Origin of the sequence: Actinoplanes sp. NPDC048791, assembly GCF_040650095.1 — a bacterium.
Classification (GTDB): domain Bacteria; phylum Actinomycetota; class Actinomycetes; order Mycobacteriales; family Micromonosporaceae; genus Actinoplanes.
On record NZ_JBEZGQ010000019.1, the window covers coordinates 1 to 24052 of the forward strand.

Below are 24052 nucleotides of genomic sequence, written 5' to 3' on the forward strand. Positions count from 1 at the left end.
GGCACCAGAGTGGCGGCGCCCAGCGCGCCGGGCTCGGCGGGGACGGTCACCGCGCCGGCTGCCTCCAGCTCCGGCAGCGGTCCGCCCAGCAGCACGAAATGCCGTCCCGCCTCGGCCGCGGTCAGGCCCAGATCGCGGTACGCCTGCCAGAACACACTGCCCAGGACCTCGTCGGCCAGCACCACGACGGTGCGGCGCAGCCGGGCCGGGTCGTCGAGCAGGGCGCGGACCGGATGCGGATCCGGATCGTCCAGCACGGTCAGCAGCCGGCCCAGCGTGCGGGCGACGGCCCCGGCGGCCCGGCCGGGACCGGCCAGCACCACATTGCTGAGATCGCCGAGCACCTCGTGCAGCTCGGCGATCAGGGGAAGCAGCTCGGCCCCGCCCCGGTACGCGTCCAGGAAGCGGAGCCGGTCGAGCGCCCGCCCCTCGGCTTCGGGTCCCCACAGGGTGGGGTCCTTGCCGGCGAGCAGGCCGGGAATGCCGTGCGCGACCAGCTCGCGGCGGGAAGCCGTCGCCGGGCTGCCGTGAACGGCAAACCCCGCGGCGGCCTCCACGCCCGCGAGCAGGTCGTCGGTCACTTAGCGGCGTCGCTCGGGCTGTCCGAACCCTTCGCGGCGGCGGCCAGAGACTTCTTCACGTCTTCGAGCAGCTCGGCCCAGCTGGCCTCGAACTTCTCGACGCCCTCGTCCTCGAGGACCCGGAACACGTCGGTCAGGTCGACACCGGCGGCGGCGACGTCGTCCATCACCTTCTGGGCCTGGGTGTAGGAGCCGGTGACCGTGTCGCCGCGAACCTCGCCGTGGTCCTCGAACGCCTTGATGACCGACTCCGGCATGGTGTTCACCGTGCCGGGAGCGATCAGCTCCTCGACGTAGATGGTGTCCTTGTAGTCCGGGTTCTTCGTGCCGGTCGAGGCCCAGAGCGGCCGCTGCGGGAGGGCACCCGCGTCGGCCAGCGCCTGCCAGCGGTCGGAGCTGAAGACCTCGGCGTACGCCTGGTACGCGAGCTGCGCGTTGGCCACGGCGGCCTTGCCCCGCAGCGCCTTGGCCTCCTCGCTGCCGATCTTGTCGAGCCGCTTGTCGATCTCGGTGTCCACCCGGGACACGAAGAACGAGGCGACCGAACCGATCTTGGTGAGGTCGTGGCCGTTGGCCTTGGCCTGCTCCATGCCGGCCAGGAACGCGTCCATGACGGCCCGGTAGCGCTCCAGCGAGAAGATCAGCGTCACGTTGACGCTGATGCCCGCGGCCAGCGTCGAGGTGATCGCCGGCAGGCCCGCCTGGGTGGCCGGGATCTTGATGTAGAGGTTCGGCCGGTCGACCAGCCACCACAGCGTCTTGGCCTCGGAGGCGGTCTTCTCGGTCAGGTGCGCGCTGCGCGGGTCGACCTCGATGGACACCCGGCCGTCGACACCGTTGGACGCGTCGTACGCCGGCTTCATCACGTCACACGCCCAGCGCACGTCGTACGACGTCAGCAGCCGTACGGCCTCCTCGACGGTGACGCCCTGCGCGGCCAGGTCCTTGAGCTGGTCGTCGTAGGCGTCCGCGTCGGCGAGTGCCTTGGCGAAGATGGTCGGGTTCGTGGTCACGCCGACCACGTGCTGCTCGCGGCGCATCTTGTCCAGCGAGCCGCTCTGCAGGCGGACGCGGGAGAGATCGTCGAGCCATACCGCTACACCAGCGGCGGACAGCTCAGCCAGCCTGTCGGTCATCGCTACTCCTCAGTTTCCGGTCGTGTGACCGGTGATTTCGCCGACCTTGGCGAGGGCGGCGTTGGCCTTGGCCACCACGTTGTCCGCGGTGAACCCGAACTGCTCGAACAGCACCTTGGCGGGGGCGCTGGCGCCGTAGTGCTCGATGCTGACCGCCTCGCCGGCCTCGCCCAGCAGGCGGTCCCAGCTCATCCGGATGCCGGCCTCGACCGTCACCCGGGCCTTGACGCCGCGCGGCAGGACCTGCTGCTGGTACGCCGTGTCCTGCTCGAAGAACCACTCCTGGCAGGGCATGGACACGACCCGGGTCGGGGTGCCCTCGGCTTCCAGCCGCTCCTGCGCGGTGAGGCAGATGGACAGCTCGGAGCCGGTGCCGATGAGGATGACCTTGGGCTCGCCGCCGGTCGCCTCGGAGACGACGTAGCCGCCCTTGAGGGTGCCCTCGGCCGAGGCGTACTTGCTGCGGTCGATGGTCGGCAGGTTCTGCCGGGACAGCGCCAGCGCGGTCGGCCGGTCGGTGTGCTCCAGGGCGCCGCGCCAGGCCCACGCGGTCTCGTTGGCGTCGGCCGGGCGGACCACGTCGAGGCCGACGATGGCGCGCAGCGCGGACAGCGTCTCGATCGGCTGGTGCGTCGGACCGTCCTCGCCCAGGCCGATGGAGTCGTGCGTCCACACGTACGTGACCGGCAGCTTCATCAGCGCGGAGAGCCGGACGGCGCCCCGCATGTAGTCGCTGAAGACCAGGAACGTGCCGCCGTACGGGCGGGTGCCGCCGTGCGCCACGATGCCGTTGAGGATCGAGCCCATGCCGTGCTCGCGGATGCCGAAGTGCAGCGTGCGGCCGTACTCGTGACCCGGGAACGCCTTGGTGGCGTACTCGCTCGGGATGAAGGACGGCTCGCCCTTCATGGTGGTGTTGTTGCTCTCGGCCAGGTCGGCCGAGCCGCCCCACAGCTCGGGCAGCACCGGCGCCAGCGCGTCGAGGACCTTGCCGGAGGCGGCGCGGGTGGCGATGCCCTTCTCGTCGGCCGGGAACTCGGGCAGCGCCTCGTGCCAGCCCTGCGGCAGCGTACGGGTCGACAGCCGGTCGAACAGGGCCTTGCCCTCGGCGTTGCTCGCGGCCCAGGCCTCGAAGGACTTGTCCCACTCGGCGTGCGCGGCGCGGCCGCGCTCGACGACCTGGCGGGCGTGCTGCAGGACCTCGTCGGCGACGTCGAAGGTCTTGTTCGGGTCGAAGCCGAGGATCTCCTTGGTCGCGCGGACCTCGTCCTCGCCCAGCGCGGAACCGTGGATCTTGCCGGTGTTCTGCTTGTTCGGCGCGGGCCAGCCGATGATCGTCTTGAGCACGATGAACGTGGGCCGGTCGGTGACCTCCTGGCCCGCCTTGATCGCCGCGTACAGCGCCTCGACGTCCTCCTGGTACTCGGTGCCCTTGTCCGGGTCACCCTTGCGCCAGTCGACGTGCCGCACGTCCCAGCCGTAGGCCGCGTACCGGGCGCCGACGTCCTCGTTCTTGGCGATCCGGGTGTCGTCCTCGATGGAGATCTCGTTGTCGTCGTAGATCAGCGTGAGGTTGCCGAGCTTCTGCACGCCGGCGATGGCGCTCGACTCGTGGCTCACGCCCTCCTCGATGTCGCCGTCGGAGCACAGCGCGTACACGTTGTGGTCGAACAGCGAGTCACCGTCGGCGTTCGGGTCGAACAGGCCGCGCTCGCGGCGGGCGGCCATCGCCATGCCCACGGCGTTGCCGATGCCCTGGCCGAGCGGGCCGGTGGTGACCTCGACGCCGGGGGTGTGGCCGTACTCCGGGTGCCCGGGGGTCAGCGAGCCCCACTGGCGCAGCGCGGCCAGGTCGTCCAGCGCCAGGCCGTAGCCGGACAGATAGAGCTGGATGTAGAGGGTGAGGCTGGAGTGGCCACAGGAGAGAACGAAGCGGTCCCGGCCGGCCCAGTGCGGATCCGTCGGGTCATGGCGCATGACCCGGTTGAAGAGCAGGTACGCGGCGGGCGCGAGGCTCATCGCCGTGCCGGGGTGGCCGTTACCGGATTTCTCGACGGCGTCCATGGCCAGCACCCGGACGGTGTCGACCGCCCGGCGGTCTAGGTCGGACCAGTTCAAATCGTCTTTGGCAGCCACGTCGGTTGCGCTCCTCGGGCATGGTGTGTCGAATCCTTTTGACTTGACCCTATCCATTCCCGGTAAACCCCCGCCCGGGGAACGGCACAGGCCCATACGCTGAGAGCGGACAGTGAACCTTGCGGCCTGTGACGCCGTACACCCGTGCCGGGTCGACCGGAGGGCGCCCCGGGCTGCGCGTAGTCTGATCGAACGTGCCGGCCGGTCCCCATCGGCCACGGCTCTGTTCCACACCCTCGCCGATGCCGGAAGGTGGCTGTCCGTGAGCATGATCACCGAGCGTCCCGACCAGGGGCGGTCGCCCGGTCTTCTCGAGGCGGTCCCGCCCCCGGCGGGCCGGCCGGGAGGTCGCCGCGACATCGGCGCCGTGGTGAAGGCGTACGTCTCGCTGACCAAGCCGCGGATCGTCGAGCTGCTGCTGGTGACCACGATCCCGGCGATGATGCTCGCCGCGGACGGCTGGCCCAGCCTGTGGCTGATGGCGGTCGTGCTGGTCGGCGGGTCCCTGGCGGCCGGCGCGGCGAGCGCGCTGAACTGCTACATCGACCGCGACATCGACCAGCTGATGCGGCGCACCAAGCGGCGCCCGCTGCCGGCGCACACGGTCACCCCGCGCTCGGCGCTGATCTTCGGCCTGGTGCTGGCGGTGGTGTCGGTCGTCCTGATGGGCGCCTTCACCAACTGGCTCGCCACGGCGATGACGGCGGCGTCCATCTTCTACTACGACGTGGTCTACACGCTGTGGCTGAAGCGGCGGACCCCGGCGAACACCTTCTGGGGCGGCATCTGCGGAGCGGCCCCGGTGCTGATCGGCTGGGCCGCGGTGACGGGCTCGGTGGCCCCGCTCGGATGGGCGCTTTTTGCGGTTGTGTTCTTTTGGCAGATGCCGCATTTCTATGCCCTGGCCATCAAGTACAAGGACGACTACGCCCGCGCCGGCATCCCGATGCTGCCCGTGGTGCGCTCGGTCGGCCGGGTCAACGCCGAGATCCTGATCTTCACGGTGCTGATGCTGGTGGCGTCCCTGGCGGCGTGGCCGCTGGGCCTGGGCCCGATCTACGGCGTCACGGCGGTGCTGTCGGGCGCGGTCTTCCTGTCCGAGGCGGTGCGGCTGGTGCTGCGCTCGCGGCGCGGGGAGCCGCTCAAGCCGATGCGGCTGTTCCACTGGTCGTACACGTATCTGACGATTCTGTTCATCGCGGTGGCGGTCGACGCCCTCGTCTGAGTGGTGGCAATGCGTGATGACATTCACGCACGTCGCACAGAATGCCCGTTATCTGCGTTAGCGAGGTCACGCTCCGTACCCCGTTAGGTGGAACCTGACCTGGGGTGCAATTCGGGCAGTATCGGTCGAAAACAATGTCCGTAGCGCTTAAACCCGCAGGTAATTGCCATCACAAAAACGCACTGGGTGTGCTTGCCAAGGCCGGAAGTCTGCCTAGGCTGCGAGTCATGGCAGAAGGTTCCGATACGACACTGACCGCCGACATCAAGTCGTTCGCCGTCGGCCACGGCGGTGCGAAGGCGGTCATCGAGTACGTCGGCAAGCGGGGCGCCCGCATCGTCCTGGTCGGCGAGGACGGCGAGTGGACCGACCAGTTCGCCGCCGACGGCACCGACGTCGCCCGCAAGGCATGCGAAACAGCAGGCGTCGAAGTGGAAAACGCATGGGAGCGGGAGCTCATGGAGCAGATGCGCCCGAGCAACGACCTGTGGCGCTCGATGTCCCGCCGAAGCATGGCGCGCTGAGCCCGGGGTTACTCCGCCTCCCCACATACAGTCCTTGTCCGTTACAGCGGCCCGGAAACTTCCGGGCCGCTTTCGTATGTCTTGATCGCCCGGCACACCACCGCTGAGCTTGGTGGAAACGGTCAAGCGACCGCCCACCCCACGCTGGCAGGCTCAGGGACGTGAATCCGTCCGACACCTTCGCGGTGTTCCTCTCCGGGGTCGCCGACTGTCTCGACGACCACGCGGTCGACAGCGACGCCCTGGCCGGCCGGCTGCATCTTTCCCGTTCGCACCTCGATCGGCTGGTTGCCGCCGCCTCGGGTGAGACTCCCGCCCGGTTCCGGCGCCGAGTGCTGCTGGAGCGCGCCGCCTTCCGGCTGCTCGACACCCACACCGGAATCCTCGACGTCGCCGTCGAGGCCGGCTACGGCTCCCACGAGGCGTTCACGAGAGCTTTCACCCGCGCGTACGGCCAGACGCCGCAGGCGTGGCGCCAAGCACCCACCGCCGTGCTGCTCGCGGCACCCAGCGGGGTGCACTTTCATCCGCCGGCGGGCCTGAGGATGCCCGCCCGCCACCACCACGAAGGAAGCGAGGCGAGTTCGATGGATCTGGTCAGCAAGATGGTCGAGCACCACGTCTGGTTGCTCGGGGAACTGGTCAGCCGGGCCGGCACCGTGGACGGCCGCCTTCTGGACCGGCCGGTGCCGGCGCCCGGGCAGGTGGACGACGATCCCACCGTGCGTTCGCTGCTGTCGCGGCTCATCGGTCAGATGGACATGTGGAACCAGGCCCTCGCGCTACGCGACTACGACTGGGACGTCGAGCGGAACGAGAGCCTGGCCGGCATGCGGGACCGGCTCGGGGAGGTGGGTCCGGCTTTCCTGACCCACGTACGGCAGGCCGTCGCCGAGGGCCGGCTCGATGACACCTTCGTGCATGCGCAGTGCAGTCCGCCGCAGGTGTACACCTATGGCGGGCTCATCGCCCATGTGCTGACGTTCGCCGCCTACCGCCGCACTGTCGTGGTCGGGGCGCTCGCGGATGCCGGGGTGGGCGACCTGAACTTCGGCGACCCGCGGGACTGGGTCGCCGAGCACTGAGAGTCAGGCGACGGGCTCGGGGATCGCGGCCGGGACCGGTGGGGCGCTCTGCGGTGACTCGTGGAACGGGCGTTCGCGCAGGCTCCACAGCACGCTCAGGGTCGCCACCCAGACCAGGCAGGCGCCGAGCATGTGGGCTCCCACCAGGATCACCGGCAGGTGGGTGAAGTACTGGACGAAGCCGATCAGGCCCTGGGACAGCTCGACCACGATCAGGACGCCCGCCGCCCGGATCGCCGGGGCCGGGGCCTGCACGGCACGCAGCGCGAACCACAGGCCCACGGACAGCCCGATCAGCAGGAACACCAGGTCGGCGTGGGCCTGGGAGATGGTGGCCGGGTCCAGGCCGTTGCGCTTGGCGTTCTCGTCGCCGGCGTGCGGGCCGCTGCCCGTGACGATCACGCCGACCACGATCACGGCCCCGCTGACCAGGGCGGTCAGGCGGGCCAGGGTCGGCAGCGGGGTGCGGACCAGGGTGCGGCGGGGGCGGTCGCCCTCCCTGGTGCGTTTCCAGAGCGCGTACGTCGTCGCGATCAGCGCCATCGACAGCAGGAAGTGCAGGCCGACCACCCACGGGTTCAGGTCGGTCAGCACCGTGATCCCGCCGATCACACCCTGACCCGGAATGCCCAGCCCGGCCGCCAGCGCCAGCAGGATCAGCGACCGGCGTCGCGGCTTCTGCAGCAGGGCGGCGATGAAGCAGGCCAGGGCGATCAGGCCGAGCATGATGCCGAGCACCCGGTTGCCGAACTCGATCGCGCCGTTGATGCCCATCTCGGGCGTCGACGTGTACGACTCCTCGGTGCATCGGGGCCAGGTGGGGCAGCCGAGGCCCGATCGGGTCAGGCGGACCGCCGCGCCCGTGACCACCAGGCCGATGTTGGCGATCAGCGAGGCCAGGGCCAGTCGGCGCAGCAGGGTGCCATTGCTCACCTCTGGCATCGTACGCCGGAATTTGATCTTGATTGAGCGCGCCCGGGGCGGGCGGTGTCCTGGATCACCAGGGTGCCGGTTTGCAGGGACTCCAGGAATTACGTAACGTTGGCGTAGTGAAAAACGGAGTGCTGGCGAGGAGCGGGGGAGTGGCCGTGGTGGCCCCTTCTGCCGACGCGCGCACCCGTGACCGGGTCGCCCAGTTGCTCTTCGAGAGCGGAGCGGCCACCGCCGCCGAGCTCGGCGCCCAGCTCGGGCTCAGCCCCGCCGCCATCCGCAAGCACCTCGACGCGATGCTCGCCGACCAGCTCGTCGAGGTCCGCGAGACCCGGCCGCAGGGCCCGCGCGGCCGGGGCCGGCCCGCCAAGGCGTTCGTGCTCACCGCGGCCGCCCGGGAGGGCTTCCCGCACTTCTACGACGGCATCGCCACCGCCGCCCTGCGGTGGATCGCCGAGCACGGCGGCCCGGAGGCGGTCACCGCCTTCGCCACCGCTCAGGTCTCGGCCCTGGAGGAGCGTTGCCGGGCCGCGTTGCTCGAGGCCGGCGACGACCCGATCGCGCGGGCGGAGGCGCTCGCGGAGGCCCTGACCGCCGAGGGTTACGCTGCCAACGCGACGACGATCGCGTCCGGCGGGCAGCTGTGCCAGCACCACTGCCCGGTGGCGCACGTCGCCGCCGAGTTCCCCCAGCTGTGCGACGCCGAGACCGCGGTCATCTCGCGGCTCATCGGCACCCACGTGCAGCGCCTCGCCACCATCGCGCACGGCGACGGGGTGTGCACCACGCACATCCCCACCCCGCCGCGTGCGATCAGCACAACCGATTCGACCGCCACCACTGTGAGGACAGATAAATGACCGAGCAGATCGTCCAGCCCGTCGTCACCCAGGAAGAGCACCTCGCCGCCCTGGGCAAGTACGAATACGGCTGGGCCGACATCGACACCGCCGGGGCGACCGCCCAGCGCGGCCTGTCCGAAGCGGTGGTGCGCAACATCTCCGCGCTCAAGAACGAACCGCAGTGGATGCTCGACCTGCGGCTCAAGGGCCTGCGCCTGTTCGACCGCAAGCCCATGCCGAACTGGGGCGCCGACCTCACCGGCATCGACTTCCAGAACATCAAGTACTTCGTGCGCTCCACCGAGAAGCAGGCCGCGTCCTGGGACGACCTGCCGGCGGACATCAAGAACACGTACGACAAGCTCGGCATCCCCGAGGCGGAGAAGCAGCGCCTCGTCTCCGGTGTCGCGGCCCAGTACGAGTCCGAGGTCGTCTACCACAAGATCCGTGAGGACCTCGAGCAGCAGGGTGTCCTGTTCCTGGACACCGACACCGCCCTGCGCGAGCACGAGGACATCTTCAAGGAGTACTTCGGCACGGTCATCCCGGTCGGCGACAACAAGTTCGCCGCGCTGAACACCTCCGTGTGGTCGGGTGGCTCGTTCATCTACGTGCCGAAGGGTGTGCACGTCGACATCCCGCTGCAGGCCTACTTCCGGATCAACACCGAGAACATGGGCCAGTTCGAGCGGACGCTGATCATCGTCGACGAGGGTGCCTACATCCACTACGTCGAGGGCTGCACCGCCCCGATCTACTCCTCCGACTCGCTGCACAGCGCGGTCGTGGAGATCATCGTCAAGAAGAACGCCCGGTGCCGGTACACGACCATCCAGAACTGGTCGAACAACGTGTACAACCTGGTCACCAAGCGCGCCACCTGCGAAGAGGGCGCGACCATGGAGTGGGTCGACGGCAACATCGGCTCCAAGGTGACGATGAAGTACCCGGCCGTCTACATGACCGGCCCGCACGCCAAGGGCGAGGTGCTCAGCGTCGCGATGGCCGGCGAGGGCCAGCACCAGGACGCCGGCGCCAAGATGGTGCACGCCGCGCCGCACACCTCCTCGTCGATCATCAGCAAGTCGATCGCCCGGGGCGGCGGCCGCACCTCGTACCGGGGCCTCGTGCAGGTCATGGAGGGCTCGCACCACAGCGCCAGCACGGTCAAGTGCGACGCGCTGCTGGTCGACACGATCTCCCGCTCGGACACGTACCCGTACGTGGACATCCGCGAGGACGACGTGGCGATGGGTCACGAGGCGACCGTCTCCAAGATCAGTGACGACCAGCTCTTCTACCTGATGAGCCGGGGCCTGACCGAGGACGAGGCCATGGCGATGATCGTGCGCGGGTTCATCGAGCCGATCGCCAAGGAGCTCCCGATGGAGTACGCCCTCGAGCTGAACCGCCTCATCGAGCTGCAGATGGAGGGTGCGGTCGGCTGACCGCCCCCGGGCCTTTATTCACAAACGAGATCAAGGACGAGATGACTACCGAGGCCATGGCCCCGCCGAGCACCAAGTCGCAGGTGCTGCGCTCCTTCGACGTCACCGACTTCCCGGCCGTGGGCGGCCTGGAGGAGGAGTGGCGCTTCACGCCGATCAAGCGCCTGAAGGAGCTGGTCACGGCGACCACGCTGACCGGGTCGGCGCCGGGCGTCGCGCCCGGCGACCTGCCGGCCGGCGTGTCGGTCACCCAGGTCGACGCGGGCAAGGTCGAGGCGGTGCTGACGCCGTTCGACCGGATCAGCGCACTGGCGTACGGCGCGGCGGCGAACGTGACGCTGATCGACGTCGCCGCCGACACCGTCGCGGCCGAGCCGGTGGTCATCCGGGTCGTCGGGCAGGGCCTCGAAGCGGCCGCCGCCCGGACCTACGTCAAGCTGGGCAACTTCGCGCAGGCCACCGTCGTGCTGGAGCAGACCGGCGCGGCGACCCTGGCCGACAACGTCGAGGTGGTGCTGGGCGACGGTGCCCAGCTCACCTTCGTCACGCTCACCGAGTGGGACGCCGAGTCGGTGCAGGCCCAGCACCTCAAGTTCAAGGTGGGCCGCGACGCCAAGGTCGTCCACGTGCAGGTCAGCCTCGGTGGCAGCCTGCTGCGCCAGTTCGCCAGCGTGGAGTACGCGGGCCGCGGCGGTGAGGCCGAGCTCTACGGCCTGTACTTCGCCGACGCCGGCCAGCACGTCGAGCACCGCCAGCTCGTCGACCACAGCGTGCCCGACTGCCGCAGCTACGTCGGCTACCGCGGCGCTCTGCAGGGCCGGTCGGCGCACACCGTCTGGGTCGGCGACGTGGTGATCCGGGCGGCGGCCACCGGCACGGAGACGTACGAGATCAACCGCAACCTGCTGCTCACCGACGGCGCCCGCGCCGACTCGGTGCCGAACCTCGAGATCGAGACCGGTGAGGTGGTCAGCGCCGGGCACGCCAGCGCGACCGGTCGCTTCGACGACGAGCAGCTGTTCTACCTGATGGCCCGCGGCATCCCCGAGTCCGAGGCGCGCAAGCTGGTGGTCCGCGGCTTCTTCGCCGAGCTGATCAACAAGATCCCGGTCGAGGAACTGCGCGAGCGCCTGGGCGACGCCATCGAGGCGAGGCTGGCGAAGGCGGGTTCATGAGTTTCGAGCTAGTGGGCCCGGCCGCGGATGTCGCCAAGGGCTCCGTCATCACCACGGAGCTCGACGGCGTGGACATCGCCGTCGTGCACGCCGACGACGACCAGTTCTACGCCGTCCGGGACGAGTGCAGCCACGCCGCCGTCGCGCTCTCCGAGGGGGAGGTCGACGGTTGCACCCTCGAGTGCTGGCTGCACGGCTCCCGCTTCGACCTGCGTACCGGTGAGCCCAGCGGCCTGCCCGCCACCGAGCCGGTGGCGACCTTCCCCGTCGAGATCCGCGACGGCGACATCTACGTTTCGACAACGCCGAGTAATGGAGTCAACCCGTGAGCACCCTCGAGATCCGCGACCTGCAGGTGTCGGTCAAGCTGCCCGAGGGCGAGCTGAAGCCGATCCTGGCCGGTGTCGACCTGACCGTGAAGTCGGGTGAGACGCACGCCATCATGGGCCCCAACGGCTCCGGCAAGTCGACCCTGGCCTACTCCATCGCCGGGCACCCGAAGTACGAGATCACCGGCGGCACGGTCACCCTCGACGGCCAGGACGTCCTCGCGATGACCGTCGACGAGCGCGCCCGGGCCGGCCTGTTCCTGGCCATGCAGTACCCGGTCGAGGTCCCCGGCGTCTCGGTGGCCAACTTCCTGCGCACCGCCAAGACCGCGATCGACGGCGAGGCGCCGAAGCTGCGCACCTGGGCCGGCGAGCTGCGCGGTGCCATGGAGAAGCTCCAGATGGACCCGGCGTTCGCCCAGCGCAACGTCAACGAGGGCTTCTCCGGCGGTGAGAAGAAGCGCCACGAGATCATGCAGCTCGAGCTGCTCAAGCCGAAGATGGCGATCCTCGACGAGACCGACTCCGGCCTCGACATCGACGCGCTGCGCATCGTCAGCGAGGGCGTCAACCGGGTCCGCGCCTCCGGCGAGGCCGGCCTGCTGCTGATCACCCACTACACCCGCATCCTGCGCTACATCAAGCCGGACTACGTGCACGTCTTCGTGGCCGGCAAGATCGTCCAGGAGGGCGGCCCGGAGCTCGCCGAGCAGCTCGAGGCCGAAGGTTACGAGCGTTACGTGGCCGGCGCGCGGGCCTGAGGATCGGGGCGATCATGACCTTCGACGTGGCGCGGGTGCGTGCCGACTTCCCGATCCTGAGCCGGGAGGTCAACGGGCACCCGCTCGTCTACCTCGACAGCGCGAACACCTCGCAGAAGCCGCGGCAGGTGCTCGACGCCATGCGGGCGCACCAGGAGCAGTACAACGGCAACGTGTCCCGCTCCGTGCACACGCTCGGCACCGAGTCCACCACGGCGTACGAGGATGCCCGCGCGAAGGTCGCCGCCTTCATCGGGGCGCCCAGCCCCGACGAGGTCGTGTTCACCAAGAACTCGACCGAGGCGATCAACCTGGTGGCGTACACGTCGGCGGATCTGCTCAAGCTGGGCCCCGGCGACGAGATCGTGGTCTCCGAGATGGAGCACCACTCCAATCTCGTGCCGTGGCAGCTGCTGTGCCAGCGCACGGGCGCGACCCTGCGCTGGTTCGGCGTCACCGACGAGGGCCGGCTCGACGAGTCGACCCTCGGCGAGCTGGTCAACGAGCGCACCAAGCTGGTGTCGATCGTGCACATGTCCAACATCCTGGGCACGATCAACGACCCGGCGCGGATCGTCGCCCGGGCCCACGAGGTCGGCGCGCTGGTCATGCTGGACTGCTCGCAGTCGGTGCCGCACCTGCCGCTCGACGTGGTCGAGCTGGGCGCCGACTTCATCGCGTTCACCGGGCACAAGATGCTCGGCCCGACCGGCATCGGGGTGCTCTGGGGGCGGATGGCGCTGCTGGAGGCCATGCCCCCGTTCCTGGCCGGCGGGTCGACGATCGAGACGGTGACGATGGGCGGCACGACGTTCGCCCCGCCGCCGGCGCGCTTCGAGGGCGGCACCCCGCCGATCACCGAGGCGATCGGCCTGGGCGCGGCGGTGGACTACCTGACGGCGCTGGGCATGGAGAACGTCCACCGGCACGAGCAGGAGCTCACCGCGTACGCGTTGAAAGCCCTCGCGGACGTGCCGGGCGTCCGGGTCTTCGGCCCGGGCACCCCGGAAGGCCGCGGCGGCACGGTCTCGTTCGAGGTCGAAGGTGTGCACCCGCACGATGTCGGGCAGATTCTCGACGACCTCGGTGTTGAGGTGAGGGTGGGACACCACTGCGCGCGCCCGGTGTGCGCGCGGTTCGGGGTCCCGGCGATGACCCGGGCCTCGTTCTACCTCTATACGACGACCGACGAGATCGACGCCCTGGCGCGCGGTCTGGAGCAGGTGCGGAAGGTGTTCGCCTGATGATCGACCAGCTGTACCAGGAGATCATCCTGGACCACTACAAGCATCCGCACGGCAAGGGCCTGCGGGCGCCGTTCGGTGGCGAGGCGCACCACGTCAACCCCACCTGCGGCGACGAGGTGACCTTCCGGGTCGCCGTCGATGGCGTCACGCTCAAGGACATCTCGTACGACGGGATCGGCTGCTCGATCAGCCAGGCTTCGGCCTCCGTGCTGCACGAGCTGCTCCAGGGCCGCACGGTGGACGAGGCCGCGCCGGTGCAGGAGGCGTTCGTCGCGCTCATGCAGAGCCGCGGCCAGATCGAGCCCGACGAGGAAGTGCTCGGGGACGGGGTGGCGTTCGCCGGCGTGGCGCGCTATCCGGCCCGGGTCAAGTGTGCGCTGCTGCCGTGGATGGCGTTCAAGGACGCCGCGGCGCGCGCCGGTGTGGGCGTGAGCCCGGAGGTGAAGACAGCATGACGGACAAGACGCTGGAAGAGATCGCCTCGGACGCGGCCGACACGGCGGGTCCCGACGACGCGACGGCCCCCGTGGTAGCGGAGGCGGAGGCGGCGCCCGGCACGGTCGTGTCGAAGCCGACCATCGCCGACATCGAGGAGGCGATGAAGGACGTCGTCGACCCCGAGCTCGGCATCAACGTGGTCGACCTCGGCCTGGTCTACGACGCGCACGTCGACGACGACAACGTGGTCACCCTGGACATGACGCTGACCTCGGCGGCCTGCCCGCTGACCGACGTCATCGAGGACCAGACCCGCCAGGCCCTGACCACCGGGCCGGGCGGCGGCCTGGTCAAGGACTTCCGGATCAACTGGGTGTGGCTGCCGCCGTGGGGCCCCGACAAGATCACCGACGACGGGCGCGAGCAGCTGCGCGCGCTGGGCTTCAACGTCTGAGAGCACACAGCTTCACGAGAACGCCGGGTCAGCGAGCTGACCCGGCGTTTTTCGTGCCTAGGTGTGATGTCCGGGGACGTTGGTCGAGGAAGTGCGACCACTCGATCTGACGATCCAGGGCGGATCTGGTGAACAGATGAAGGCCTCCAACGGTGCAGTGGAGCTGTCTAGGACCCACTGACCAGGCTTGGAGGCCTTCATGTCCCACGCTAACGCCGCGCTGACTGTTCGGGCGCGATTGCGGCTGGCGCGTCTGATCGTCGACTGCGGCTGGTCACCCGCACGAGCAGCCGAACGCTACGACGTGTCCTGGCGCACCGCGAACAAGTGGGCCGGGCGTTACCGAGCCGAAGGCGAAGCCGGCCTGCATGACCGCTCGTCGAGGCCGCACCGGCAGCCGGCCCGCACCCCGGCACCCGTGGTCCGCAAGGTTCTGCACCTACGCCGCAAACGACGCCTCGGGCCGGTCCCGATCGCCGATCAACTCGGCCTGGCCGCCTCCACCGTGCACGCCGTACTGACCCGCCACCGGGCGAACCGGCTCTCCCACCTCGACCGGGTCACCGGCGAGCCGATCCGCCGCTACGAACACGACCAGCCCGGCGACCTGCTGCACGTCGACGTCAAGAAGCTCGGCAACGTGCCCGACGGCGGCGGCTGGCGCTATCTCGGCCGCCAGCAAGGCAGGAAGAACCGGGCCGCCACCGCCGGTAAGCCGCGCAACCAATACCGCAACCCGAAGCTCGGCACCGCGTTCGTGCACACCGTCATCGACGACCACTCCCGCGTCGCCTACGCCGAAATCCACGACGACGAAACCGCGATGACCGCCAGCGCTGTGCTACGCCGGGCCGTGGCCTGGTTCGCCGAGCGCGGCGTCACGACCCGACGGGTCCTGTCCGACAACGGCTCCGCTTACAAGGCGCATCTCTGGCGCGACACCTGCGTCGAGCTGGGCATCACGGTGAAGAAAACTCGCCCTTATCGCCCGCAGACCAACGGCAAGATCGAACGGTTCCACCGCACCCTCGCTTACGGCTGGGCCTTCGCCAAGCTCTACACCAGCGAAAGCGCGCGCCGCGCTGCGCTACCTGCCTTCCTGCACGACTACAACCACCACAGACCCCACACCGCCATCGGCAAACTGGCACCCATCACCCGGTTGAACAACCTGGCTGGACATCACACCTAGGCCGCCGGTGTCACCGAGCCGTCGAAGAGCGTGCACTGGGCGGTGCCCCACCCGACGACGGCGCCGTAGGTGTCCAGGACGCTGACTGTCAGCTCCTCGGCGTAGTAGTACGGGTCGCTGGTGATCGTCGCGTCGACGAAGGCGGGGTCGGACCACGTGCCGTCGGCCGCCTGGGTGATCCGGTGTTCGAAGTCCCAGCCGGGACCGAGCAGCTCACTGCGGAAACGGGGATCGTTCGCGTCGTGCTGGACGGTCCGTGCGAAGCGGTAGCCGACGCGCGCCGGGCGTCCCGCGCCGTTCGCGGCGCCGGCCCGCCCGTTGACCCCGGCGACTGCGACGGTCACCGTGCCCGCGGCCGGATCGCAGGTCAGCGTGACCGTGGTCCGCCGGTCGTGGTAGCAGGACGCTTCCCGGGTCGTGAGGGTGACGCCGGCTGCGTTCTTGAACGTGACCAGCAGGTTCTCCCGGTAGAACACGGAGGTCACCGGGTTGAAGGTGGTCTTGTAGCCGGTCGCGTTGACCTCGCCCGAACTGGTGCTCGTGGCCTTGACGACCAATGGCACCGGCGCCGACGCGAGGGGCGCCGACGTCGTGGCTGTGATGACCGTCCCGCCCCGGCGCTGGAACTCGACAGTCACGGGCGCCGGCGGGGTGCCCGGCGTGAACAGGGTGCCGGAGGCCCACGTCTTGACGGCACCGGTCTGCGAGTCGCAGGTGATGTTCGCCCGCAACGGCGGCTGCGCGGCCTGGGCCGCGGCAGGCGTGATCAGCAGCCCGGTGGTCGCCAGCACGACCAGGCCGGCCAGCGTGCGCAATCTCGACATGGGTCCCCCGGTGAGCTCGGCGATGATGCGCCCCAGACGCTAACAACGATCGACCCGCGCCGCTGTCCCCGGTGGACGGTCTCAGCTGGGCAGGCGGATCCCGGTCATGCCGCCGTCGACCGCCAGCAGCGTGCCCGTTGTCGCGGACGCCAGCGGGCTGGCCAGATAGGCGATCGCGTGGGCGATCTCGGCCGGCGTGACCAGCCGCCCGGTCGGCTGCCGCCCGCGCAACGCGGCCGCGGCCGCCGCCGGATCCTCGGCCGCGTTCAGCAACCGGGACACCCACGGGGTGTCGGCTGTGCCGGGCACGACGGCGTTGACCCGTACGCCCTGCCGGACGTGATCGGCGGCCATCGCCAGGGTCAGCGAGGCCACCGCGCCCTTGCTGGCCGAGTACAGGGCCCGCTGCGGCAGGCCGAGCGGTGCCGCGATCGAGCAGGTGTTGACGATCGCGGCGCTCGGCGAGGCCAGCAGGTACGGCAGCGCCGCCCGCGACATCCGCGCGATGCCGACCACGTTGATGTTGAGCACCCGGTGCCACTCGTCGTCGCTGTTCGCGGTGACGTCGCCGACCGCGCCGATGCCGGCGTTGTTGATCAGGATGTCGATGCGGCCGCAGCGCTCGGCGACCGTGGCGACGGCCGCGTCCACCGACGCGCTGTCGCCGACGTCGCAGACCACCGACAGGTCGGCGTCCTGCTCGACCAGGTCGAGGCCGGCCACCAGGGCGCCGCGTTCGCGCAGCAGGGCGGCGGTCGCGGCCCCGATACCGCTGGCGGCACCGGTGACGATCGCGGTGAGTCCGGCGAACTCAGTCATGCCTGGGCCTCCAACGGCAGGCGATATCCGGTGCGGCCGGTCATGACCGGAGCCGGGGATCGACGTGGATCTTGGGACCGTCACCCCAGCCTGGGCGGCGTTCGCCGGCCAGCACCGCGGCCACGTCGTCGAGCCCGACGGTGGCGGCGACCAGCGGACGCGGGTCGACCTCTCCCGAAGCGAACAGCTCGACCGTCCCGGCGAACCCACCGGAGGCGCTGAGCACCCCGACGGCGGTGACGTCCTTGAGGGCCAGCGTTCGCGAGTCGATCAGGCTGGGCTCGGCGGAGAGCCCGACGTAGACCACGCGCCGGCCCGGCTCGACCAGCTCGGCAGCGAGCGCCGGCAGCTCCGGGCCGTTGGACGCGTCGATGACCGCGTCCCAGGCCAGGTCCGGCAGCGTCTCGGCGGTCCAGCCCTGCGGGAAGCCCACCGAGGCGGCGAAGGCCAGCGACGCCTCGCTGCGCCCGAGCAGGTGCACGTCGGCACCCTGGGCGAGGGCGATCTGAGCGGTGAGCAGGCCGATCGCGCCGGGGCCCAGGATCAGCAGCCGCCCGCCCGGCGGCAGGGCCGCCCCGCGAACCGCGCGCAGCGCGTTGCCACCGGGCTCGACCAGGGCACCCAGCGCCGCGTCGACCTGCTCGGGCAGGACCTGCAGAGCCTTCACCGGTACGGGCAACTGCTCAGCCAGCGCCCCCGGCCAGCCGTTGCGCACGCCGATCTCGTACCGGTCGGCGCAGACGTGCTGCCGCCCGGACCGGCACCGGGCACAGCGCCCACAGCCCAGCATGGTGTCACCCGTGACCCGCCGGCCGAGCCAGGTCTCGGCCACCCCCGGCCCGACGGCGCTGACCGTGCCGGACCATTCGTGGCCGATCCGCATCGGGTACTTCGCCTGGCCGGTGTGCAGGTACGACATCGCGCCGCTGAAGAACTCCATGTCGGTGCCGCACACGCCGGCCCGTTCGACGTCGACCACGACCTCACCGGGACCGGCCGCCGGCGGCTCGACCTCCTGGACCTCGGCCCGGCCCGGCCCGGTGATCACGAAGGCGCGCATCAGCGGGCGGCCACCACGGTCTGGCGCTGGCTGCCCAGTCCGTCGATGCCCAGCTCCATGACGTCGCCGGGGCGCAGCCAGACCGGCGGGTCGAAGCCCATGCCGACGCCGGGCGGGGTGCCGGTGTTGATCAGGTCGCCGGGCTCCAGGACCAGGAACTGGCTCAGGTAGCGGACGATCTCGTACGGGTCGAAGACCATCGTGGCGGTGCTGCCGGTCTGCCGCCGGACGCCGTTGACGTCCAGCCACAGGCCCAGCGCGTTGACGTCGGCGATCTCGTCCGGGGTGACCAGCCACGGTCCGGCCGGGTTGAACGTCTCGGCCGACTTGCCCTTCGACCACTGCCCGCCGCGTTCCATCTGGAAGGCCCGCTCGGAGATGTCGTTGCTGGCCAGGTAGCCGGCGATGGCCTCGCGGGCGGCGTCGTGGTCGTCGAGGTAGCTCGCCCGTCGGCCGATCACGATGCCCAGCTCGACCTCCCAGTCCAGCTTGGTGGACCCGCGCGGCTGCCGCACCCGGTCGTACGGCCCGATCAGCGTGTTCGGTGGCTTGGTGAACAGGATCGGCTCGGCCGGCACAGCCTGCCCGGTCTCGGCGGCGTGGTCGCGGTAGTTGAGCCCGATGCACAGGATCTGGTGCGGGCGGGGGATCGGTGCTCCGACCCGTTCCCCGGCGAACGGGCGTACCTGCCCGGCGGCGATCCGCGCCTCGACGGCCTGCCGGAACTCCTGCGGCGCGGTGAAGAACAGCGCCTCCAGGTCGGCGGTGTCGACGTAGGTGTCGTCGTCGACGCGGACGACGCTGCGCTCGAGGCCGGCGTCGCCGATGCGCATCAGTTTCATGTCTCTCCAGGGTTGGGTCCGGCCCACGGGGTCACCGGCAGCCCGGCGACCCCGACGTCGGCCAGGAAGAGCCGGCCGGACAGCGGGTGCGCGGCCAGCTGGTCCGCGTCCAGGTGGGCGGTGGCGGTGGTGATCAGCAGCCGGTCCAGGCCGGCCCCGACGAACGCGACGCTGGTGGTGTGCGGGGCCGCGACCGTGACGATCCCGGCGGGACGGGCGTCGGGGGTGTAGCGGCGCACCTCACCGGCGCCCCAGATCGCGATCCACAGGTGCCCGTCCGCGTCGGCGCACAGGCCGTCGGGCAGCCCGTCGGTGATCCGCAGCCACTCCCGGCGGGGCCCGGTGACGCCGGTGGCCGCGTCGTACGAGCGGACCCAGACGATGCCCGGGACGCTGTCGATGCTGTAGAGCAGGCTGCCGTCGGGGCTCCAGCACAGACCGTTGGACAGGTTGAGGTCGTCGTCGAGCACGGTCAGCGAGCCGTCGCGCTCCAGGCGTACCAGGGTCTCCTCGCCCTCGGTGTCGCCCAGGGCGAGCGTGCCCACCAGGAACGCGCCCGCCGGATCGCAGGCCCCGTCGTTCAGACGGTGGCCGGAGCCGGCGGCGACGACCCGGGTCGGCGGCGTGGTGAGCAGCGTTTCCGCGCCCGCCACCAGCAGCTCGCCGGCGGCCGAACAGACCACCGCGCCGACCGTGCGGTCCCGTTTCTGAGTGCCGGTGACGATCACCTGGTCGCCGTCGAGCCGGCCCTCGTGCACCGTGCCGGCGTCGATGTCGACCCAGAGCAGCCGGTCGCGCGGGGCGTCCCACACGGGGCCTTCGCCGAGCATGAAGCTCTGTGTGGAGGCGACCTCAGCGGTCCGGTTCATCGGGCCTCCACCGTCGCCCGGATGGCCTGGACCTGGGCGACCAGGGTCGCCAGCGGGGTGCGGGAGACCGGCGCGGAGACGCTGACGGCCCCGCTGGGCCGGGTCGGCGACGCCAAGAACACGGGTACGGCGAGACAGACGATGCCCGGCTCGTTCTCCTGGTCGTCGACGGCGTACCCGTGGGCGCGGATGGTCCGCAGCTCCGCCGCGAGGGCCTCGGCGCTGGTCAGAGTGTGTGGCGTGCGCTGGGGGAGGGTGCGGTCGCCGACCCAGGCGGTGACCGCGTCGTCGTCCGGCAGCGCGTACGCCAGCAGCAGCTTGCCCACCGCCGTGCTGTGCACCGGATTGCGGCCACCGACCGTGGAGGTCAGCCGCAACGCCCCGGCGGCCGGGTCGACCTTGGCCCGGTAGACCACCGTGTAGCCGTCGAGCACCGCGTAGTGCGCGGTCTCGCCGTACCGCTCGGTCAGCGCGGTCAGCACCGGGGCGATCCGCAGGTGGTCGGGGCGGGCCTCGTGGTGGGCGAACGCCAGCCGCAGGAAATCGTCGCCGAGCACGTACCGGCCGTGGCCGTTGCGGGCGGCGAAGCCGAAGCGGCACAAGGAGGCCAGGGCGCGGTGCACAGTGGGCTTGGGACTGGCCACCGCCCGGGTCAGCTCCTCCAGCGAGGCGCCGTCGGCGTGGCCCGCCAGCTCGGTGAGGACGGCGAGCACACGGTCCGTGCCGACCAAGGGGGGTGCGGTATCCGGGGGCACTGGCGTACCGTACCGGATATTCCAGATAGGCACCCAGCGTTCCGATTATTGGAAGTTATATGCCTGAACTGCGCAGCGCCCAGTGGTACGCCGGCCAGGACCGCAACTCCTACATCCACCGCGCCTGGATGCGCCGGGGATCACCGAACTCGGCCTTCGAGGGCCGGCGGCCCCAGATCGCCATCGCCAACACGGCCTCGGACCTGACCCCCTGCAACAGCCACCTCGACGAGGTCGCCGAGCACGTCAAACGGGGGATCTGGGAGGCCGGCGGCGTCCCGCTGAACCTGCCCGTCGTGTCGATCGGCGAGACCCAGGTCCGGCCGACCGCGATGCTGTGGCGCAACATGGCCGCGATGGCGACCGAGGAGATGCTGCGGGCCAACCCGATCGACGGCGTGGTGCTGCTCGGCGGCTGTGACAAGACGATCCCGTCACTGCTCATGGCCGCGGCCTCCGTCGACCTGCCCGCCGTCGTGGTGCCGGGCGGGCCGATGCTCACCGGCACGTTCCGCGGCACCCCGCTGGGCTGCGGCACCGACGTGTGGCGGCTCTCCGAGGAGGTACGCGCGGGCACCCTGAGCCAGGCCGCCTTCCTCGAGTCCGAGTCCTCGATGATCCGCAGCCGCGGCCACTGCAACACCATGGGCACCGCCTCGACCATGGGCCTGCTCGCCGAGGCGCTCGGCACGGTGCTGCCCGGCACGGCGGGCACCCCGGCGCCGGACAGCCGGTTGCTGGCCCGCTCACACGAGACCGGCCGGCTGATCGTGGAGATGATCGCCGCCGACCGCCGGCCCAGCCGGGTGCTGACCACCGGCTCGTTCCACAACGCGATCGTCGCGCTGGCCGCGCTCGGTGGCTCCACCAACGCCGTCGTGCACCTGCTGGCCATCGCCGGCCGGCTCGGCGTGCCGCTCACGCTGGCCGACTTCGACCGGATCGCCGCGGACGTCCCGCTGCTGGTCGACCTCCAGCCCGCCGGCAAGTACCTGATGGAGGACCTGTACCGGGCCGGTGGTCTGGCCGCGGTGCTGCGCGAGGTGGCCGACCTGCTCGACCCGGACGCGATCGACGTGACCGGCCGGCCCTTCGTCGAGTCGCTGACCGAGGCGCAGATCTGGGACCAGGACGTCATCCGCACCCGCGACAAGCCGCTGCTGCCGCAGGCCGGCATCGCGGTGCTGCACGGCAATCTGGCCCCGGCCGGCGCGATCATCAAGCCCGCCGCGGCCAGCCCGCACCTGCTGCGGCACCGCGGCCGGGCGGTCGTGTTCGACTCGGTGGAGGACTTCCACGCCCGGATCGACGCGCCGGACCTCGACGTCGACGCGGACTCCGTGCTGGTGCTGCGCGGCTGCGGGCCGCGCGGCTACCCGGGCATGCCCGAGGTGGCGAACATGCCACTACCGACCAAGCTGCTGCACCAGGGCGTCCGCGACATGGTCCGGGTCTGCGACGGGCGGATGAGCGGTACGGCGTACGGGACGGTCGTCCTGCACGTGGCCCCGGAAGCCGCCGCCGGTGGACCGCTGGACCGGGTCCGCGACGGCGACTGGATCATCCTCGACGTGGAGAACAGGCAACTGTCGGTCGACCTGCCGGACGAGGAACTTGCCGCCCGTGAGCCCTCCGCCGCCCTGCTGGCCGCGCTGGCCCGTCCCGACCGCGGCTGGCAGAAGTTGTACGTGGACACCGTCCTGGGCGCCGAAGTGGGCGCCGACCTGGACTTCCTCGTCGGCTCCAGCGGCGACGAGGTGAGCCGGGAATCGCATTGAGCCGAAACTTGTCGCACGCCGGTGGTAGACCATCGGGATGACGCAGCTGCTTCCCTTCCCCGAACTGCTGGACCTGATCGCCGAGCGCTCCGCCGCCTTCCGTCAGGCGGTCGCCACGGGTGACACCGGGGCCCGCGTGCCCGGCTGCCCCGACTGGTCCCTGCGCGACCTGGTGGCGCACCTGGGCTCCGTCCAGCGTTTCTGGGCCGAAGTGGTGGCGGCCGGCCCGGCCGACAGCGCGCCCGAGTTCGTCACCAGCGACCCCGTCGGTGACCTGGTGGAGTGGTCGGCCGAGTCGACCCGGCTGCTGATCGACGCGCTGCGCGTGGCCGGCCCCGACCGCGACTGCTGGACGTGGTGGGGCGCCACGGAAGCGCCGATGACCTCCGGCGCGGTGGCCCGCCACCAGGTCCAGGAGGCCGCGGTGCACGCGTGGGACGCCCAGGAGACCGTCGGCAAGCCGGAGCCGGTCCCGGCCGCGGTCGCCGTCGACACCATCGACGAGCTGCTGGTGGTGACCCTGGGCTCGATCGGCGCCTGGCCGCACCGGCCGGCCCGGATCGCGCTGTCGGCGGTCGAGGGCCCGACCTGGCTGGTCGACCTCACCCCGTCCGGGGCCAAGTCCGGCCCGGCGGCCAGCGGCGAGCCGCTGGCGACGATGCGCGGCTCGGCCAGCGACCTGGTGCTGGCGATCTACAAGCGGATCCCGCTGGAGAGCATCGACGTGGACGGCGACCGCGAGGCCGTCGAGGAGTTCCTGGCCTGGACCGACACGGAATAGCTCAGAGGTGGTCGACCGTGTTGTAGCGGTCCAGCACGAGACGCCCTGACGACTCCCGGAAGCTGGTGATCGAAGCGTTGCGGACCTGGCCGTGCTGCTCGACGATGCCCGGCAGCGCGGCGAGCTCCAGACCCTCGATGACGAAGCGCATCATCAGCACCACCGAGTCGTGGGCCACCACCACGACCCGCTCACCGGCGTGCTTGCCGTTCAGGTCGGCGAGAAACGAGGAGAGCCGCTCGGCGATGTCACCGAAGGTCTCGCCGCCGGGCGGCCGGTAGGCGTACTCCCCGTCCTGCTCGAAACGGGCCGGCTCGTCCGGGAAACGCTGCCGGATCGCGGCGTCGGTCAGCATCTCCAGCTCGCCGGTCAGCCGGTCCACGAGCCGGTCGTCCATGCTGGGCGTGGGCAGCGACAGTCCGGAGGCCTCGACGGCGATCCGCCACGTCTCCCGCGCCCGCCGGTACGGCGACGTGATCACCACCTCGGGCAGCTCACCGGGCGACAGCGTGGCGAGCCACCGCCCGACCGCGCGCGCCTGCTCGACCCCGAGCTCGGTCAGCTCCACATCGGTGTCCCGGCCGGTCAGGCCGGAGTCCAGCCGCCCCTGCTGGTTGGCGAGCGGAAACGCGACGTTCGCCGCGCTCTGCCCGTGCCGGATGAGGATCAGCTCCGCGACCACGCCCATCCCCGGACCCTAACGTGTCCGCAGCGGCCGCAGCGGCCCGCCCGAAACGCGCCGGAGCATGCGGCGCCCGCGCGTCCGGCACAGGGCGCCTGCGCGTCCGGCACAGGGCGCCTGCGCGTCGGGCACAGGGCGC

Annotated in this window: 24 protein-coding genes and 1 pseudogene; 14 read left to right on the forward strand and 11 right to left on the reverse strand. The window is 70.8% G+C overall.

The genetic code is table 11. The annotated features are described in order from the left end of the window. The 3 genes and pseudogenes from AB0C29_RS03335 to tkt all read right to left on the reverse strand — a co-directional run. Positions 1-581 (reverse strand): annotated as a pseudogene (locus tag AB0C29_RS03335) (glucose-6-phosphate isomerase); the annotation flags it as partial. Further along, positions 578-1717, reverse strand: a complete 1140-nt coding sequence (gene tal, locus AB0C29_RS03340) for a transaldolase (protein WP_360814501.1) — start codon at positions 1715-1717, stop codon at positions 578-580. The pseudogene AB0C29_RS03335 and the gene tal, both read right to left, overlap by 4 nt. A 9-nt stretch (positions 1718-1726) precedes the next feature. Next, on the reverse strand, positions 1727-3943 hold the full coding sequence (gene tkt, locus AB0C29_RS03345; protein ID WP_360814538.1) for a transketolase: 2217 nt from the start codon (positions 3941-3943) through the stop codon (positions 1727-1729). Positions 3944-4121: 178 nt separating this feature from the next. Here tkt and AB0C29_RS03350 point away from each other — a divergent pair, with 178 nt between their 5' ends. The 3 genes from AB0C29_RS03350 (at position 4122) to AB0C29_RS03360 (ending at position 6687) form a co-directional block, all read left to right on the forward strand. Further along, on the forward strand, positions 4122-5078 hold the full coding sequence (locus AB0C29_RS03350) for a heme o synthase (RefSeq protein ID WP_360814540.1): 957 nt from the start codon (positions 4122-4124) through the stop codon (positions 5076-5078). 227 nt (positions 5079-5305) lie between these two features. Continuing rightward, positions 5306-5602, forward strand: coding sequence for a hypothetical protein (locus AB0C29_RS03355; protein ID WP_203763057.1), 297 nt, complete (start codon positions 5306-5308; stop codon positions 5600-5602). Between the two features lie 161 nt (positions 5603-5763). Continuing rightward, positions 5764-6687 carry a helix-turn-helix transcriptional regulator gene (locus AB0C29_RS03360; protein WP_360814503.1) on the forward strand — a complete coding sequence of 308 codons (924 nt, stop codon included), beginning with the start codon at positions 5764-5766 and terminating at the stop codon, positions 6685-6687. A 3-nt stretch (positions 6688-6690) separates the two neighbouring features. Here the strand turns inward: AB0C29_RS03360 and AB0C29_RS03365 are convergent, their stop codons facing one another. Then, positions 6691-7620 (reverse strand): COX15/CtaA family protein, encoded by a 930-nt coding sequence (locus AB0C29_RS03365; RefSeq protein ID WP_360814505.1) that lies wholly within the window; start codon positions 7618-7620, stop codon positions 6691-6693. 128 nt (positions 7621-7748) lie between these two features. Here AB0C29_RS03365 and AB0C29_RS03370 point away from each other — a divergent pair, with 128 nt between their 5' ends. From AB0C29_RS03370 to AB0C29_RS03410, 9 genes are all read left to right on the forward strand, one after another. After that, a complete protein-coding gene (locus AB0C29_RS03370) occupies positions 7749-8477 on the forward strand; it encodes a transcriptional regulator (RefSeq protein ID WP_360814542.1) in 729 nt (242 codons plus the stop codon). Then, positions 8474-9907 carry a Fe-S cluster assembly protein SufB gene (gene sufB, locus AB0C29_RS03375; protein WP_360814507.1) on the forward strand — a complete coding sequence of 478 codons (1434 nt, stop codon included), beginning with the start codon at positions 8474-8476 and terminating at the stop codon, positions 9905-9907. Before AB0C29_RS03370 ends, sufB begins: the two co-directional genes overlap by 4 nt. Before the next feature lie 41 nt (positions 9908-9948). Beyond that, complete coding sequence (sufD, locus tag AB0C29_RS03380; RefSeq protein ID WP_360814509.1) at positions 9949-11082, forward strand: Fe-S cluster assembly protein SufD; 1134 nt, start codon at positions 9949-9951, stop codon at positions 11080-11082. Then, positions 11079-11411, forward strand: coding sequence for a non-heme iron oxygenase ferredoxin subunit (locus AB0C29_RS03385; RefSeq protein ID WP_360814511.1), 333 nt, complete (start codon positions 11079-11081; stop codon positions 11409-11411). Before sufD ends, AB0C29_RS03385 begins: the two co-directional genes overlap by 4 nt. Beyond that, complete coding sequence (gene sufC, locus AB0C29_RS03390; RefSeq protein WP_360814513.1) at positions 11408-12172, forward strand: Fe-S cluster assembly ATPase SufC; 765 nt, start codon at positions 11408-11410, stop codon at positions 12170-12172. Before AB0C29_RS03385 ends, sufC begins: the two co-directional genes overlap by 4 nt. Positions 12173-12186: 14 nt before the next feature. Then, the gene (locus tag AB0C29_RS03395) at positions 12187-13416 is read left to right on the forward strand and encodes a cysteine desulfurase (protein WP_360814515.1); all 1230 of its coding nucleotides are present in this window, start codon (positions 12187-12189) and stop codon (positions 13414-13416) included. Continuing rightward, positions 13413-13874, forward strand: coding sequence for a Fe-S cluster assembly sulfur transfer protein SufU (gene sufU / locus AB0C29_RS03400; protein ID WP_360814544.1), 462 nt, complete (start codon positions 13413-13415; stop codon positions 13872-13874). The genes AB0C29_RS03395 and sufU overlap by 4 nt, the downstream gene beginning before the upstream one ends. Next, positions 13871-14311: a metal-sulfur cluster assembly factor gene (locus AB0C29_RS03405; RefSeq protein ID WP_360814517.1), complete on the forward strand. Its 441-nt coding sequence runs from the start codon at positions 13871-13873 to the stop codon at positions 14309-14311. Before sufU ends, AB0C29_RS03405 begins: the two co-directional genes overlap by 4 nt. A 199-nt stretch (positions 14312-14510) precedes the next feature. Further along, positions 14511-15503, forward strand: coding sequence for an IS481 family transposase (locus tag AB0C29_RS03410; RefSeq protein ID WP_360814519.1), 993 nt, complete (start codon positions 14511-14513; stop codon positions 15501-15503). On the opposite strand, the gene AB0C29_RS03415 is transcribed toward AB0C29_RS03410, so the two are convergent. The 6 genes from AB0C29_RS03415 to AB0C29_RS03440 all read right to left on the reverse strand — a co-directional run bounded on the left by AB0C29_RS03415 (position 15500) and on the right by AB0C29_RS03440 (position 20648). Beyond that, positions 15500-16327 carry a hypothetical protein gene (locus AB0C29_RS03415; protein ID WP_360814521.1) on the reverse strand — a complete coding sequence of 276 codons (828 nt, stop codon included), beginning with the start codon at positions 16325-16327 and terminating at the stop codon, positions 15500-15502. The two genes, AB0C29_RS03410 and AB0C29_RS03415, sit on opposite strands and share 4 nt — an antisense overlap. Positions 16328-16408: 81 nt before the next feature. Next, positions 16409-17146: an SDR family oxidoreductase gene (locus AB0C29_RS03420; protein ID WP_360814522.1), complete on the reverse strand. Its 738-nt coding sequence runs from the start codon at positions 17144-17146 to the stop codon at positions 16409-16411. 40 nt (positions 17147-17186) lie between these two features. Further along, a complete protein-coding gene (locus AB0C29_RS03425) occupies positions 17187-18206 on the reverse strand; it encodes an alcohol dehydrogenase catalytic domain-containing protein (RefSeq protein ID WP_360814524.1) in 1020 nt (339 codons plus the stop codon). After that, the gene (locus AB0C29_RS03430; protein ID WP_360814526.1) at positions 18206-19048 is read right to left on the reverse strand and encodes a fumarylacetoacetate hydrolase family protein; all 843 of its coding nucleotides are present in this window, start codon (positions 19046-19048) and stop codon (positions 18206-18208) included. The genes AB0C29_RS03425 and AB0C29_RS03430 overlap by 1 nt, the downstream gene beginning before the upstream one ends. Further along, positions 19045-19917, reverse strand: coding sequence for an SMP-30/gluconolactonase/LRE family protein (locus AB0C29_RS03435; protein WP_360814528.1), 873 nt, complete (start codon positions 19915-19917; stop codon positions 19045-19047). The genes AB0C29_RS03430 and AB0C29_RS03435 overlap by 4 nt, the downstream gene beginning before the upstream one ends. Further along, positions 19914-20648 (reverse strand): IclR family transcriptional regulator, encoded by a 735-nt coding sequence (locus tag AB0C29_RS03440; RefSeq protein WP_360814530.1) that lies wholly within the window; start codon positions 20646-20648, stop codon positions 19914-19916. Before AB0C29_RS03440 ends, AB0C29_RS03435 begins: the two co-directional genes overlap by 4 nt. A gap of 83 nt (positions 20649-20731) precedes the next feature. Here AB0C29_RS03440 and AB0C29_RS03445 point away from each other — a divergent pair, with 83 nt between their 5' ends. Further along, positions 20732-22450 carry an IlvD/Edd family dehydratase gene (locus tag AB0C29_RS03445; RefSeq protein ID WP_360814532.1) on the forward strand — a complete coding sequence of 573 codons (1719 nt, stop codon included), beginning with the start codon at positions 20732-20734 and terminating at the stop codon, positions 22448-22450. 37 nt (positions 22451-22487) lie between these two features. After that, positions 22488-23231, forward strand: a complete 744-nt coding sequence (locus AB0C29_RS03450; RefSeq protein WP_360814534.1) for a maleylpyruvate isomerase family mycothiol-dependent enzyme — start codon at positions 22488-22490, stop codon at positions 23229-23231. Between the two features lies 1 nt (position 23232). Here AB0C29_RS03450 and AB0C29_RS03455 read toward each other — a convergent pair whose 3' ends face one another. Further along, complete coding sequence (locus AB0C29_RS03455) at positions 23233-23919, reverse strand: histidine phosphatase family protein (RefSeq protein WP_360814536.1); 687 nt, start codon at positions 23917-23919, stop codon at positions 23233-23235. Between the last annotated feature and the right edge of the window lie 133 nt (positions 23920-24052).

Coding starts and splice junctions, on each gene's coding strand:
- tal (WP_360814501.1), bottom strand. CDS start 1,717: ATGACCGACAGGCTGGCTGAGCTGTCCGCCGCTGGTGTAGCGGTATGG.
- AB0C29_RS03350 (WP_360814540.1), top strand. CDS start 4,122: ATGATCACCGAGCGTCCCGACCAGGGGCGGTCGCCCGGTCTTCTCGAG.
- AB0C29_RS03355 (WP_203763057.1), top strand. CDS start 5,306: ATGGCAGAAGGTTCCGATACGACACTGACCGCCGACATCAAGTCGTTC.
- sufB (WP_360814507.1), top strand. CDS start 8,474: ATGACCGAGCAGATCGTCCAGCCCGTCGTCACCCAGGAAGAGCACCTC.
- sufD (WP_360814509.1), top strand. CDS start 9,949: ATGACTACCGAGGCCATGGCCCCGCCGAGCACCAAGTCGCAGGTGCTG.
- AB0C29_RS03385 (WP_360814511.1), top strand. CDS start 11,079: ATGAGTTTCGAGCTAGTGGGCCCGGCCGCGGATGTCGCCAAGGGCTCC.
- AB0C29_RS03395 (WP_360814515.1), top strand. CDS start 12,187: ATGACCTTCGACGTGGCGCGGGTGCGTGCCGACTTCCCGATCCTGAGC.
- AB0C29_RS03405 (WP_360814517.1), top strand. CDS start 13,871: ATGACGGACAAGACGCTGGAAGAGATCGCCTCGGACGCGGCCGACACG.
- AB0C29_RS03410 (WP_360814519.1), top strand. CDS start 14,511: ATGTCCCACGCTAACGCCGCGCTGACTGTTCGGGCGCGATTGCGGCTG.
- AB0C29_RS03415 (WP_360814521.1), bottom strand. CDS start 16,327: ATGTCGAGATTGCGCACGCTGGCCGGCCTGGTCGTGCTGGCGACCACC.
- AB0C29_RS03420 (WP_360814522.1), bottom strand. CDS start 17,146: ATGACTGAGTTCGCCGGACTCACCGCGATCGTCACCGGTGCCGCCAGC.
- AB0C29_RS03425 (WP_360814524.1), bottom strand. CDS start 18,206: ATGCGCGCCTTCGTGATCACCGGGCCGGGCCGGGCCGAGGTCCAGGAG.
- AB0C29_RS03430 (WP_360814526.1), bottom strand. CDS start 19,048: ATGAAACTGATGCGCATCGGCGACGCCGGCCTCGAGCGCAGCGTCGTC.
- AB0C29_RS03435 (WP_360814528.1), bottom strand. CDS start 19,917: ATGAACCGGACCGCTGAGGTCGCCTCCACACAGAGCTTCATGCTCGGC.
- AB0C29_RS03445 (WP_360814532.1), top strand. CDS start 20,732: ATGCCTGAACTGCGCAGCGCCCAGTGGTACGCCGGCCAGGACCGCAAC.
- AB0C29_RS03450 (WP_360814534.1), top strand. CDS start 22,488: ATGACGCAGCTGCTTCCCTTCCCCGAACTGCTGGACCTGATCGCCGAG.
- AB0C29_RS03455 (WP_360814536.1), bottom strand. CDS start 23,919: ATGGGCGTGGTCGCGGAGCTGATCCTCATCCGGCACGGGCAGAGCGCG.